The following is a 13,913-nucleotide window of genomic DNA, read 5'->3' as shown; positions in this document are numbered from 1 at the left end:
ATTTATGCTTCTGACACGATTCGAGAAAAGTTTCTCACTAGTTCCAATCCGTTTTGAGTCATGATAGACTCCGGATGAAATTGAACTCCATATAAATGAGGTTTTGTCTTATGACGCACTCCCATAATAATACCGTCTTCCGTTTTAGAGGAAACTTCCAATACATCCGGAAGACTTTCAGGTTGAATTACAAGAGAATGATATCTGGTAGCTAAAAAAGGAGAAGGCAAGGATTTATAGATATCTTTACCATCGTGTTCGATCAGGCTTACTTTTCCGTGCATGATATTGGGAGCGTTTACGATCTTTCCGCCATGGACTAGTCCTATAGCTTGGTGACCTAAACATACACCTAAGATCGGAAGCTGTCCTGCTAATTCTTTTAAAATATCGATACAAACTCCTGAATCTTCAGGACGTCCTGGGCCTGGACTTAATATGATCCCTTTCGGAGCGAGTCTTTTGATCTCACTCAGATCTATCTTATCGTTGCGGAAAACTTCTACCTTATTACCGATCTGTGAAAAATACTGATACAGATTGTATGTAAAAGAATCGTAATTGTCTACGAGAAGGATCATCTATTCCATTCTCCTTTCAATCCGTTTCTTGCGAAGTCAACAGCTCGGAGTAATGCAGCCATTTTGTTTTTGGTCTCTTCTAATTCGCCTTCGGGGGAAGAATCATAAACCACTCCACCACCTGCTTGGACAAACGCCTTCTCTCCGTAAAAAGAGATAGTGCGGATCACGATCGCCATGTCCGTATCTCCTTGGTAAGAAATATAACCTAAGGCTCCCGAATAAATCCCTCTTCTGGTTCTTTCTAACTCGTCTATGATTTCCATAGCTCTGATCTTAGGTGCACCTGAAACTGTTCCTGCAGGAAGAGTCGCTCGAAGAAGATCGTAAACCGATTTTCCTTCTTCTAGAATACCGGAACATTGGCTCACGATATGCATAACGTGGGAATATTTTTCTATAATTTTAAAATCTTCTACACGAACACTTCCTGCTTCGCAAACTCTACCTAAGTCATTTCTTCCTAGGTCTACGAGCATGATATGTTCTGCGATTTCTTTAGGATCTGCTAAAAGATTCTCTTCTAAAAGCCTGTCCGCTTCTGGATTTGCCCCTCTTGGTCTTGTTCCTGCGATTGGTCTTAAGTAAGTTTTTCTATCCTTACATTTTACCATAATTTCAGGAGAAGATCCCACCAAGGAAATATCATCCAACTTGAGGAAATACATATAAGGACTTGGATTTACTGTTCTTAATCCGCGATATACTTGGAAAGGAGGAACACCTGGTCGGAATTCCAACTTTCTGGAAGGAACTACCTGGAAGATATCTCCCGCGTAAATATATTCCTTCGCTTTCTGAACTGCTTTTTTATAATCTTCGTCAGGAATATTAGGAGTGTATTCTAATTTCTCTTTAGATTCTAACGGATGTTTGACCCAACCAGGAAGTTCTCCTTCTCTGATCTCTTTTTCAATTGCATCAATTCTTTCTAATGTAGCTTCGTAACAAGCTTTAGGATCTTCGTATTCGGAAAGGCGAGCATTTACGACGATCCTCAAAAGACGATCCACATGATCTACTACAAGAACCTCGTCGTATAACGCAAAGTATGCGTCAGGAGCCGGTTCATCTTCCGGTTTAGTATCCGGAATATTTTCATAATAACGTACAGCGCCAAAGGAGAGAAAACCTACTGCCCCTCCTTGGAAAGAAGGAAGCCTATGATCCGGAACGTATTTGTCATCTCCCATGGAATATTCCAAAAGGAATAACGGATCGTATGTGATAATTTCAGTTTCAGGTTCTTTTCTTTTGGAAACATAGAATAGACCGTTCTTACCGTAGAGCAATCTATAGGGATCTTTTCCTAAGAAGGAATTCCTACCAACATTCTCTCCACCTTCTACTGATTCTAGAAGAAAAGAATGTTTGGCCTCGGTGCCTCCCCATTTTGCAAAGAGGGACACCGGAGTTTCCAAATCCAAGAAAACTTGTTTGAAAACCGGGATCAAATTCCCGGACTTTGTTTTTTCCAGGAATTCTTCGTATGTTAAGGAAAATTCCTTCAGAGGTTCGGTCCTTCTATCCCTTTACCTTCTGTCAGGTAACGAGAGATAATCAATCTTTGGATTTGAGAAGTACCCTCGTAAATTTGGAAAATTTTCGCGTCTCTCATGAGTTTTTCTACAGGATATTCGGAGTTAAAACCGTAACCACCTAAAACCTGGACTGCGTCAGTAGTAATTCTCATACAAGCATCTGCGCAGAATGCTTTAGCGATAGAAGCTTGGTAAGTATTTCTGAAACCGTTGTCGATCAACCAAGCTGCTTGGTGGCACAGAAGTCTTCCTGCTTCGATATCTCTCGCCATCTCAGCGATCATGAAGGAAATAGCTTGGTTCTCAATGATAGGTTTGCCGAATGCGGTTCTAGTTTTAGCATATTCTAATGCATGTTCCATGGCAGCTCTTGCAACACCAACCGCTCCTGTCGCAACTCCGGGGCGAGTATGATCGAATGCACCCATCGCAATCTTAAAGCCATCGCCTTCTTTACCGATCATTTGGCTTTTGTGGACTTTCACTTCTTCGAAAGTGATCCCTCTTGTGTCGGAACATCTTTGTCCCATATTCAATTCTTTTTTGCCAACGATCACACCTGGAGTTTTGGAACTAACGATAAATCCAGTGATACCTTTATGACCAGCAGCTGAATCAGTTTTAGTAAGAACGAAGAACCAATCCGCATAACCTGCGTTAGTGATCCACATCTTGGAACCGTTGATGATGTATTCGTCTCCAACTTTTCTTGCAGTAGTGCGGATCCCTGCAACGTCGGAACCTGCGCCCGGTTCAGTAACGGCATAAGCACAGAGTTGGAATTGTTCGGTCATCGGTTGGACCCATTTTTTTAGTACCTCATCACTTGCTCCAATAAGCACCGGTGCCAGTGCCAAGTTATTCGCAAGGATCGCGGTTGCCATTGCGGAACAACCCCAGAATAATTCCTCTCCTATGATTGAATCATCTAACTCAGTCATTCCGGCTCCGTTATACTTTTCCGGAATGTGGATATTCATTAAGCCGATTTCCCAGGCCTTTTTCAAGATCTGAAGCGGGTATTCTCCCGTTTTATCGTGATGTTCCGCTTTTGGGCGGATCTCATTTTTTGCAAAATCTCTGGCAAGACCTCTAAGCGCTTTTTGATCGTCTGAAAGAGCGAAATCCATTATAACTAACCTTAATTGGAATGAGGGTCTCTTCGGGGCGGCGCGATGTATGAACCGCGTTTCTTTTCAAAAGACAAAAGATCTTTGAAAGAATAAAATTAGGACTGCCGTCCCGGTAAACCGGTCCGGATAAAAAATCCCGACGAAAAACCCTAAGGAACAGGTTCTAAGCGGAAGGGTACCGAGTCAAGAACGTACGATTGGATTAGAAGGAGAGAGATGAATTCGGAAATCGTATAAATGCCGAGGGGACGGCATCGATTTTGGCCTTACTGTTTGGAAATAAATTTCCAATAAAGAAAGTCTGAGCGATAAACTCTCTTCCTCTAAGACCCAAATGGATTTCGATTTAGTTCCATGATATAGGTTTCAAATCCTTCTTTTACATGTGTTTTATAAAAAAAGAAGAAGGCTAGATTAGCGAAATTTTATATAAACTTTTGAATTTTGATTGTGGGCGGTCTGTAATTTTCCGGATTATCTTTTACCTCGGCCCCGGGATCTTACCGAAGCCAAAACAATTAAAAGGATAATTTCCATGAAAAAACTAGTATTAGCGCTTACCACTCTTTCTCTCGTTGCAGCTTTCGCACTAAGCGCAGAAGAGAAAAAAGAGGCTCCTAAAAAAGAGGAAGCAAAGAAAGAAGCACCTAAGGCCGACGCTAAGAAAGAAGCAAAAAAATAATCCCGTAAGGGTTTATTGACGTCGGCACTGGATATAAGAGTGCAGCGACAAAGGGCCTCCTATTCAGGAGGCCCTTTTTATTTCAATACAGCTAAAGAAGAACTATGTGTTAGTCGGCTTTCAAAAAAGAATCCGGCAGGTCGAACCGCACCGGATATAAGAGTGAAGCGACGATGGGAGTCCAAGGACTCCCGTTTCTTATTCATAAGATCCTACCCTCATTGTCAGCTATTTTTTCCCCTATGGACCTTCACCTGCCTTTTACGAAAATATGCGTAATTGCAGATTTTTATCTGTTATAGCATAATTTTTACTTGTAAAACAGACGGCCTTATAGTATGATCTTTTGCACACCGGAAGCAAAAACGGAAGGTGGAATTAAGGAAAAGGAAGAATCCAAATGAAAAAACTAGTATTAGCAATCACCACTTTGTCTCTTGTAGCAGCTTTTGCTTTAAGCGCGGAAGAAAAGAAAGAAGCTCCTAAAAAAGAAGAAGCAAAGAAAGAAGCTCCAAAAGCTGATCCTAAAAAAGACGCAAAGAAATAATATAAGAACGGAAAAGTATATTTCCGAACTTCGATTATTCTCTAGATCAATTTCTCCGGGCCGTCCGAAACAATCGGGCGGCTTTTGCATTTAGGTTCCTAAAATTTGGGACTTCATAAAATGAGCGGACCTTCTTCCTAACTCCAACGCCAATCTTCCGTTTTCCATTTTATTCGGATGAAGATAAGGAGTATTGGTCACCACTCTAATAATTTTTTTACCGTATTTTTTCGCTAGTAGTTCTTTTAAATCTCTGGTCTCGCTTGCGATCACACTCACGCAAGAATCGAATGCTCTCATCAAAACTTTATCCGAAACAGGTTTGCGGTTCTCAATATCGTGGATCACGATCCTTTTGATACTCGGATCCAAAATAAATTCTTTGATCGGCTCTGCATCCGCAACACCGCCGTCCAAAAATTCTTCTCCTTTTAGATTCGGGATTTCGAAAAGAATAGGGAATGTCATGGAGGCCATGATCATATCTACGATATTTCCTTCGGTCTTTAATTCTCTGATACCTTTGGTAAGATTAGAAACTGCAATTCCCATCTTGATAGGCATCTCCGAAATATCCTTTCCGCCCAAATAAGGATCTAATAAGGTCCGGATCTTTTTTCCGGAAAGAATACCTGAATAATTTTTAAGTCCTTTTCTGAACGGTTTTAAGAATTGGCTGAAAAAATTTCCGTCCCAGAAATCGCTTTTTTTCAAAGTAAGGATGAATCTTGTGATCTCTTCCGGGGGAAGTCCCGCAGCGACTAATGAACCAACTAATGCTCCAGAACTAGAGCCTGCGATCGCTGCCGGTTTAAAGCCGATTTCTTTGAGGCCCAGAGAAAAACCTGAGTGAGCATAAAAACCGAAAAATGCGGAATTCAAAGCCAATGCGTCATACGATTTTTTAAAGATAAGATTCGGCGATTTTTTGGAAGCCATTGCGAATTTCTTAATTCAGAGGGGGACTTTGTCCAGGATTTTACCTTAACTTTTAGGACTTTCGTTTTGCGAATTTAGAGAATCATCCTTGAAACAATTCAATTTCGGGAGTATCACTAAGGAATGAGCTATCGAACTTTTTACGTCACCACAAAGAACGAAACCGAGGCTTTGGAAATTGCGGAAACTTTAGTGAACGAAAGACTGGTTGCCTGCGCCAATCTAATCCCTGGGATGAAATCTATTTATAGATGGCATGGAAGATTAGAGCACAACCAGGAAACGGTTCTTTTGTTAAAAACCAAAGATTCCCAGGCGGAAAAAGTCGTAGCAAGAATTTCGGAACTACATAGTTACACAGTCCCTTGTATCGTTTCCTGGGAAATCAAAGAGGCGAACCAAAAGTATTTGCAATGGATAGATTCGGAAATCGGAAAATAATTCTTTCCCTTTAAACATTCTTTTCATACATTCGGATATTTTTATCGAGTCTCTTGGTTAGAAATACCGATAGATTCGTGATTGAGGCGGATGAATGGAAGAAAAAGCGGAAAAGTTTTGGACTTGGTTTTCCCAAAACAGCCGGTATTACACTAAACTAGACGACCTGGAAGATAAAGAAAGAGATCGCCTTTTGGACGATCTGATGGATCGACTCCAGGAAGTGAATTCCGAGTTTTTCTTCGAGATTGGCGGGGGAGACGAGAGCCCCCATGAATTCACCGTTGTCACAGCAGGAGACGAGGATCTGTACGCGGAAGCCGAAAGATTCGTAGATCTAGCTCCCGAAATTTCGGGCTGGGATATCTTCTCTGTTGATCAGTACCAAGAAAAAGGTACAATTATATTCCACGAAGGTTTAGAATTGGATTCTGAGGAGACCTGGTTTCTACCTCTGGAAAACACAAATCTTCCTGAAAGTTTTGGAATTCGGATCTGTTTTCCTGATTTTCCCAATGTAGAGTCAAATCCTCATCTCAAAAAAGCGGTTGGTCTATTATTAGAGGCCCTTCTGGGTGAAGATACCTACACCAAAGAAATAGGATATTATGAGATTGGAATGCTCCCGGACGATCCTGAAGAAGAAGGATTTATAGAACTAGTAGAATTGCCCGACTATATCCAATGGAGAAAGGAAAGAGAGGCATAAAAAAAGGCGGGCAAGCCCGCCGTTAAAAAAGGGGAATGGAAATCCGAAATTAATTCTCCGATTGGATTACTAAAGTGGATTGTGGGGTTTTGGAGTGTTTCACATCCAGACCATAAATCAGCACAGTAGGCACCGCGTATTGAGAATCGAAAGTATCGATTGCAATCGCGATCTTATTTCCCGCAGGAACATCATAAGCTACCGCATTTAGATCGATAGACATATCTTTTGTTTCATACCATCCCGCGTCGAAAATAGTTCCGGTACCATGAGTGATCAAGGTAGCGGTGCCATATTTGTCTACATCGTAGAAATAAACGTTCACATTAGCCTTTCCTAGGCTGGAAGAGATCCTTCCGTTCCAGAACATTTTACCTCTGATCTTAAGTGTAGAGCTTAAATTAGAAGATTGGTAAACAATACCGTTCACTCTACTTACTAAACCTAAATTGGTCGTTACAGGAATCTCAGCATGGGCAGCGAGAATATCCGAAAGCAAAGGAAATCCAGTGCTTGCAGCAGTATCTGCTCCGGAAAGAATTCCTGTGTTAGTAACAGTAGTGTTTTGGCTGGTTCCGATCTCTCCATTCGTGAATAGACCTCTAGGTTTCAGATAAAAAGTTTTATCGGAAACAGTAGGAGAAGGCCAAGAAGGAAGAGTTACCCTAGGACCTGCAAAACGTTTTTGGAAAGTAACCTGAGGTTTGTCCATGATACCGTTATTGATCCCTTTCAACCAATAATCGAACCAATCGTATGCGTTATCCCAAACTGTACCGGAAAAACCGAGGATGCCGCCGATTTCTGCGGAAGCATGAATTCCTTCATTCATCAAAAGTTTTTTAGGAACAGTGATCTTAGCATAATAATCTAAAACCGCGTTTGGATTAAATAAGAAGTCCTCGAAGTTATTCGAGATCATTACAGACTTACCTGCAGAAGCATTCAATTGTCCTACAAAAGTTTCAGGAGAACGATCTGCTGCCCATGTGGTCACAGAGTCAATATCCGTATGTTGTAGAAGTTTTCCGAAATTCTGTGCGATGATCGGATCAGGTCTTCCTGTGATATAACTAGAAGCAACCAGTAATAATCCCCAGATCAATCTAGGAGTATCGTTACCATAGAGGGAACGTTTCAGATTTCCCCAACCACTCATTGCGACAGCAGTTTTAATTCTAGGTTCAGTGCTCACTCCTGCTAAAGAAATTCCGGCACCGTAAGAGATACCTGAAATACCGATATTTGCAGAATCGGTTTGAGTGTTTGCAAGCAGCCAATCGATAATTTTGCTTAAGTCAGCTCTATCTTTTGGGCCGGCAGTATCAATGAGTCCTCCGGAAGCTCCGAAACCTCTTGTGCTATAAGAGAGGACAATATATCCCTTTTTAGCAAGTTTCGCGGCAGGAACCAGATACTCGTATTTGTTCAACGCCCAACTGTTTACGAAAATAACCGTTGGATATTTTCCAGTAGGGGAAGGGATAGAAGGTGTGAAAAGGCTAGCTTCTAACACAACTCCATCGTTTGCAGTTACCTTTATCGTATTATCGAAAGTGAAACTTCCGTCGCTCTCCTGCGCGAATGCGTTTTGGATATCGCCGCTGGAATCTTCTAACTCGGAAACTCCTTTGTTTCCGGCTGCTTGAGCCAGGCTTGGATCTAAGGAAGCTAAGAGAGCTGCAGCTTCCGCATTTTGAGAAGAATCACTTTTACAAGAGTAAAATGATCCTCCTACGATCAGCATTAGTATGCAAAATCGCATAACTAACGTTCGGTATATTTTTCTCATCACTATTCTCCATATGCTTTTTCAGTCTTTGACTTTTAGCTAATTTTATGGAAACGGAGTATAAGATAGATATCAGTAAGGGTCGTCTTGGATTCGAATCTTGGACAAATTAAAAGGTCTTAATTTATTATTTAAACAAATTTGAAAGAAAACGTTCGTTCAAATTAGGAGACTTTGGATTTTCGAAGATACTCTCTAGGAGAAACACCTTTTATAGATTTGAATGCAAGATTAAAAGTCGCCTTGGAATTGAAACCGGATCTATAAGCGACGGAAAGGATATTGGCTCCTTCTTCTTTTTGTAATATACGAACTGCTTCTGCGACTCGGAAACCGTTTACAAACTTTGAAAAGTTAGTTCCTTTTCTCTGGTTTAGAAATTCTGAAAGTTGATATGGTTTGATATCTAACTGATTGGATAGTGTAGAAAGAGAAAGATCTTCCTGTAGATACAATTTTTCTTTTGTCATCAAACTTTCTAAACGATTTTCCAGATCGGTAGTATCCACACCTTCTAATCTGGAATTACGATACGCGTCTCTCATGGAAGGCCCCATTTCACTGAAAACTTCCGGAGCATAAATTTGGGCCAGATAACCTGCGACTGCATAGATCACTGTGCTTAAAACTGAAATGAATAGTAAGTTAATATCTCTGATTAAATAGGAAATGACTAAGATAGAAGTTACACTTCCGCTTCCGATTATAACGAACAGAAGTATCCTTGCACCGGCATCTTTTTTAAGTCTTTCCAATTGAAATGCTGCTCTTGTTTGCCAAACAATAGAAGAATAAAAAACCAAATTAGCCGAATACGCGCCTAACAGTAGGACATCCGACCAACTTGTGGAGCCCTTCTCAAAAAAATCTACAGGACGGCTCCAAAAGATTTGAGGTAAAACTAAATATAGAATAGGGAATACTATAAGAAGAAGTATTCCTGGAAGATAAAAACTTCTCTCGAAAGGTGTGAACTTCTCCTCTCGGACAGTGACGGAATATAAACTATACATTCCCGGTCCTAAAAACCAAGCGAATGGAATATGAAGATGATTTAAAAACGAAGGTTCGAAATAAATCCCCTTTAAAAGAAAATAAACATATAAGAACTGGATAGAAACACAAAAAGATAATAGAGATAAAATCTTTAAGCCGGCAGATTTTTCCGGTCGGAGTAGGCATGCCACTGAAAGAAGCATGCAAAACAGCACTCCGAAAAACACGATCTCATGGAAATGAGGAACCACGAACTAATTGGATGAAATTTTATCTCTTACTTGTCAAGTTCTTACGTTTAGAATAAAAGTCCGAGATCTCTTTTCAGAACCAAAATTATGGCCGTTTTTAGTCTAAATATCCTGGAAAGAGGTCCGTTTTTTGGGATTCTTTCTAAGTTTTTGGGAGAAGTTTTCGAAACTAAAAGTATGGCATTCAGAGGGCTCCTCATACTATTCTTCTTTATACCCTCTTATATATTTTCCGAAAGTCCGGTATTATTCCGATGGAAAATGAAATCCGGAGACGATCTGGAATTGAACGAATACCATAGAGTAAAAGCGAGACAAGGTGTTCGAGTTATTCATAGGGAGGATAAGAATCGAATTTTACTTAAGGCCCTATCTTGTAAGAAGGAAGGCTGCGATTTTTCCGCAATATTCGATACTTATATTAAATTTCCTGAATTAGATCCTGCATTCTATAAAGACAAAACTTTCAAGAGCAAATTCCATATTTCTGAAACAGGACAGTATACGGTTCCTACAGAATACAGTATGCCCAATCTTAGATCGTTACCTAGCTTTTCATCCAAAGAAGTTGGTGTGGGGGAAGAATGGAACAAACCTGCTTCTGAAAGTTTTCAGTTTCCGACTGCCAGGATAGAAATCCCCGTCCTGGCGAAATATATTTACCAAGGAAGAGCAGACTGGGAATACGCCGGAAAAAAAGGGAATGCAGATCTGATCGAATATAATTATAATTTAATGAAAGAATCCGATCCAATTGCTCAGAATATTCCTTACAAAATTTACGGTTTTGCAAAAGGAAAAGTATTTTTCGATTCCGAACTAGGCGTTCCCCAATACAAATATGTGCAACTCGCTTATACATTCGTTTTCCCGAATGGGGTCGCACAAGAGATGTCTTTCGAGATTCATGGAGTTTATTCCAAACAAAACTCAATTACCGAGAACGATAAGGATAAAATTGCTGAAGAAGTCAAAAGGATCCTAGGACCTTTTCCGGAAGGAAGTACTTATCCTAAAAAGAAACCTAATAGTAAAAAAGGTAATGGATTAGAATGGCCTGAATGGGAAGGAAACCCGGAAGAAGAAGTTGCAGATCGCGCTCCTGTCGAGATCAGAAAATCGAACGAGGGTGTTGTACTGTCTTTAGATAATCTTCTTTTTGATTATAATAAATCCGAATTAAAACCTGAAGCCAAAAAGGTTTTAGAAAGGATTGCCGACGTCCTAAAAAAATATCCTGATAGAGAGATTCGGATCGGTGGACACACGGACGATAAAGGAAGCCAAGAATATAATCTAAAACTTTCCCAAGACAGAGCATTGTCAGTTCTCCAAGAGTTAAGAGATTCTCATGGAATAGAAGAAACCAGAATGTCTTATAGAGGTTACGGAAAGTCTCAACCTGTTGCGGAAAATTCTACAGATTCAGGTAGGGCTAAAAACCGAAGAGTGGATATTACCATTGTTTTAGACTAAGCTTCGGCTTTTAACCTTTTGCAGAAGTATTTGAGTTAAAAATAACCTTCACTTTCGCAATCGTTTAAATGGTTATTTTCCATTAAGCATGCAAGAAGGATGCTATTATAGGATTCTGTTCCTGGTTCGTGAGCTGCCACTGCTTGGCAAACTGCATCTCTCATTATTTTTCTTCTGTCTTGGCAGCGTTCTACCGGATTACTTCCGCAGTAGATAAAACCGAATATTAGAATAAAACAAAATACAAGGTTCCTAACTTTCATTCTTTTCACCTATCTCTGTCTGTATTAGCAAGCGGATAACATAACGAAAGATATAAAAAAAGCAAGGAGTTTTGGCAAAAAGGAACCTAGAAACTTTTATGTAAAACAGGTTTTATTCGTGAATATAACCCCAACTTTCCAACACTTTTCGAACTTCTTTTCCTAAAGCAGCCTGCTCCGAGGATTCCGAATTTCCGGAGAGTCCTGCATCATTATAAAAATATGGTAGCTTAGAAGTTTTGAATTCGTAAGGAAGTTTTGCAGAAGCAATAGATTCAGGAGAATCCCTGTAAATTTTAGAACTCGCTTCCGATAGAATTCCCCATTTTCCGGATTTATAATCTTCCGGTTTTCCATCTTTGGTAATGGACAAACGGAATCCAAAAACAGGTTCTACTGTATAAAATGAGAGAATACTTTCTCTTCCCGGTGTTTGTTTGACTGTGAGGGAGGCGGATTTTGTTTCTAATCTATTTTCGATAAATGGAGTATCCGATTGTATCTTATAAATCCCTGCTTGAATTGCGACCTCTAACCTACGAGTGCATTCTTTTTCGCAGGCAGGCAATCTGAGTTTGAAAATATTCTTTTTTAAACTATGTGAATCCAATTCTTGTCTTGCTTTGGTTAGAAGTGGCGAATTGCCAGCTGAAAGATTTTGTAATTCTCCGGGATCTGAAACCAAGGAATAGAATTCCTCGGGCATCTTATGGGGCTCTCCCTCTTTGGTCCTTCTTACAAAATCATACCCTGGATATCTACGAATGAGTTTGTATTCTTTGGTCCGAATAGATTCTGAAAATCTACCTTCTGAATATACGAAGTTTTCCGTCTGCGGACCTTCTTCTCCATATATTGTCTTAGAGTAATCATTTCCATTGCAAGAATTCGGATCGCAAGGTAGCCCCAATACCCCTGCTAAAGTGGGGAAGAGAGAAAGTAAGGAAACCTGTTCCGAAAAAATTCTTTTTTCGATATTCGATTTTGCTGATGCAGGAGGATGGATGATCCAGGGAACCTTAAGCTCTTCGTCGTAATGAGTTTCTCCATGAGCATGTAAATTTTCTGCCACGAAATGATGATGATAATAATGTTCCATGGATTGTAATTCTCCGTGGTCCGCTACTATAGCAATCCAGGATTTATCGAAGGCTCCCGTCTTCTTGGCTTCTTCTAAAATTTTACCTATAACCTCGTCAGTATATAAGATCTCTGCCATATACTTTCTTACATAAGGATCATAACTGTTCCAAATTTTCGGATCTGTCTTATTTGCCAGAATATCCATATACTTTCTTTCCGGCAAGTAAGGATAATGAGGAGTGTTGATGTTTATATGCAGGAAAAATCTTCGGTCTTTATTTTCTTTTAAGAACTTTATAGATTCTGCAAGTATGAGTTCAGTATCATCTTTGTCCTTACCGGGCTGGAATAATTTATGAAATCCTAGATCTACTCCCACTCCTGTATAATCCAGTAGAAAGACATTATTCATAAGACTTGCCGTCAGATAACCTTTTGATCTGAGATGGTTCGGAAGTGTTTCCGGCTTTTTAGAATAGAATATTTTTCGATGTAGATTGCTAGAATAAAACCATGCATTCCCAAGACCTAATTCGGATGCGATCTTAGAAGTAAAAAAGGAAATCATACTTGGCTTAGTCCAGTTTCCGTTAGAGAAGGCATTTTCAAAAACGATAGAATTGGAAGCGAGCTCATCCAAGTAAGGACTGGTAGGAACAGGTGAGCCGCCAAATCCCAAACGATCCGGTCTAAGTGCGTCTATCACGATCAATATTACGTTTTCTTTAGGTCCCCAAAGTTTAGAATCGGCTACAGAAGCATATAATGTAGGTTGTCCTACAAATAAAAGATCGTTCTGATTTTTAGGGATCCATTCAAAGTCCCAAGTAATGGTAGGATTTTGTTCCAGAAATTTGGAAAGTGATTCCGGGATCCTGATCTTATGATCGACCCATTCTCTTCCTTGGCTTTGTAATTCTTCGGAGAATACGATAGATTCTCCCAACTTCACAATCAATTTTCCGGAGCTTGGAATATTCTCTCCCGAGGAAGATAACGCAGTGGTGGAAAAATCTAAAATAACATTTTGTAGATCGTAAAGTTTTGCCCCTGGGATGATAAACTCGGAAGAAATATTGCAACCCCCGTTTTCGAAAAGTAACAAACTATCTCTGGATTCATTGAGAAGAGTTTGTTTATCTTTTAAAATTGTGAGCTGAGTGTTTCTCCATTTTTCATGAAGAGGGAGTTCCGAATAACGGGATGGATTTTTTTTATAATGGTAGGAGATCTTTCGGATTGCTTCTTCCGAATTTCCTCTGCAAACACTTCCGATTTTTTTTAAAGAACGAAGCCCGTCCCAAACAGGAATTATGGTCTCTTCTTCTTTTGAAAACGAACCTGGAAAAATTTGCCTACAATCCTGCAAAAGGTAACATAGCAGGAACGGGATCAATATTCTAGAAAGTTTGGAACCAAAAGAAATCATAAGGAACAAGGACAGAATTTTACTTGAGGGGTCCGCTTACAACACTTATA

The 13,913-nt window shown here is 40.0% G+C and carries 13 protein-coding genes; 5 read left to right on the top strand and 8 right to left on the bottom strand.

The features are described from left to right. Positions 1-2: 2 nt before the first annotated feature. From CH365_RS09065 to CH365_RS09055, 3 genes are all read right to left on the bottom strand, one after another. Entirely contained in the window at positions 3-581 is a 579-nt protein-coding gene (locus CH365_RS09065; protein WP_100708345.1) for an anthranilate synthase component II, read from the bottom strand. Next, positions 578-2,002, bottom strand: a complete 1,425-nt coding sequence (trpE, locus tag CH365_RS09060; RefSeq protein WP_208744067.1) for an anthranilate synthase component I — start codon at positions 2,000-2,002, stop codon at positions 578-580. The genes CH365_RS09065 and trpE overlap by 4 nt, the downstream gene beginning before the upstream one ends. Before the next feature lie 86 nt (positions 2,003-2,088). Further along, positions 2,089-3,252, bottom strand: coding sequence for an acyl-CoA dehydrogenase family protein (locus tag CH365_RS09055; RefSeq protein WP_100768238.1), 1,164 nt, complete (start codon positions 3,250-3,252; stop codon positions 2,089-2,091). A 538-nt stretch (positions 3,253-3,790) separates the two neighbouring features. On the opposite strand from CH365_RS09055, the gene CH365_RS19985 reads away from it, so the two are divergent. Together CH365_RS19985 and CH365_RS19980 are read left to right on the top strand one after the other, a co-directional pair. Further along, on the top strand, positions 3,791-3,937 hold the full coding sequence (locus CH365_RS19985) for a hypothetical protein (protein WP_165780212.1): 147 nt from the start codon (positions 3,791-3,793) through the stop codon (positions 3,935-3,937). Between the two features lie 400 nt (positions 3,938-4,337). Then, positions 4,338-4,484 carry a hypothetical protein gene (locus CH365_RS19980; protein ID WP_165782587.1) on the top strand — a complete coding sequence of 49 codons (147 nt, stop codon included), beginning with the start codon at positions 4,338-4,340 and terminating at the stop codon, positions 4,482-4,484. Positions 4,485-4,574: 90 nt separating this feature from the next. Here the strand turns inward: CH365_RS19980 and CH365_RS09045 are convergent, their stop codons facing one another. Then, positions 4,575-5,423: a patatin-like phospholipase family protein gene (locus tag CH365_RS09045; protein ID WP_100768236.1), complete on the bottom strand. Its 849-nt coding sequence runs from the start codon at positions 5,421-5,423 to the stop codon at positions 4,575-4,577. A 123-nt stretch (positions 5,424-5,546) separates the two neighbouring features. On the opposite strand from CH365_RS09045, the gene cutA reads away from it, so the two are divergent. Together cutA and CH365_RS09035 are read left to right on the top strand one after the other, a co-directional pair. Beyond that, the gene (gene cutA, locus CH365_RS09040; RefSeq protein WP_100768235.1) at positions 5,547-5,864 is read left to right on the top strand and encodes a divalent-cation tolerance protein CutA; all 318 of its coding nucleotides are present in this window, start codon (positions 5,547-5,549) and stop codon (positions 5,862-5,864) included. A gap of 94 nt (positions 5,865-5,958) precedes the next feature. Next, entirely contained in the window at positions 5,959-6,573 is a 615-nt protein-coding gene (locus tag CH365_RS09035; protein WP_100768234.1) for a hypothetical protein, read from the top strand. A 49-nt stretch (positions 6,574-6,622) separates the two neighbouring features. Here the strand turns inward: CH365_RS09035 and CH365_RS09030 are convergent, their stop codons facing one another. Then, complete coding sequence (locus tag CH365_RS09030) at positions 6,623-8,320, bottom strand: alpha/beta fold hydrolase (protein ID WP_100768233.1); 1,698 nt, start codon at positions 8,318-8,320, stop codon at positions 6,623-6,625. 209 nt (positions 8,321-8,529) lie between these two features. Continuing rightward, positions 8,530-9,564, bottom strand: coding sequence for a helix-turn-helix domain-containing protein (locus CH365_RS09025; RefSeq protein ID WP_100768232.1), 1,035 nt, complete (start codon positions 9,562-9,564; stop codon positions 8,530-8,532). A 135-nt stretch (positions 9,565-9,699) separates the two neighbouring features. Between CH365_RS09025 and CH365_RS09020 the strand changes: the two genes are divergently transcribed. Then, positions 9,700-11,088: an OmpA family protein gene (locus tag CH365_RS09020; protein WP_100768231.1), complete on the top strand. Its 1,389-nt coding sequence runs from the start codon at positions 9,700-9,702 to the stop codon at positions 11,086-11,088. A gap of 35 nt (positions 11,089-11,123) precedes the next feature. Here the strand turns inward: CH365_RS09020 and CH365_RS09015 are convergent, their stop codons facing one another. Both CH365_RS09015 and CH365_RS09010 read right to left on the bottom strand, forming a co-directional pair. Further along, positions 11,124-11,351, bottom strand: a complete 228-nt coding sequence (locus CH365_RS09015; protein WP_100768230.1) for a hypothetical protein — start codon at positions 11,349-11,351, stop codon at positions 11,124-11,126. A 112-nt stretch (positions 11,352-11,463) separates the two neighbouring features. Further along, a complete protein-coding gene (locus CH365_RS09010) occupies positions 11,464-13,863 on the bottom strand; it encodes a sulfatase family protein (RefSeq protein ID WP_100768229.1) in 2,400 nt (799 codons plus the stop codon). Between the last annotated feature and the right edge of the window lie 50 nt (positions 13,864-13,913).

Origin of the sequence: Leptospira neocaledonica (genome assembly GCF_002812205.1) — a bacterium.
Lineage (GTDB): Bacteria > Spirochaetota > Leptospiria > Leptospirales > Leptospiraceae > Leptospira_B > Leptospira_B neocaledonica.
Note: the sequence above shows the minus strand (reverse complement) of the source record. Positions and strands in the feature narration are given on the sequence as shown.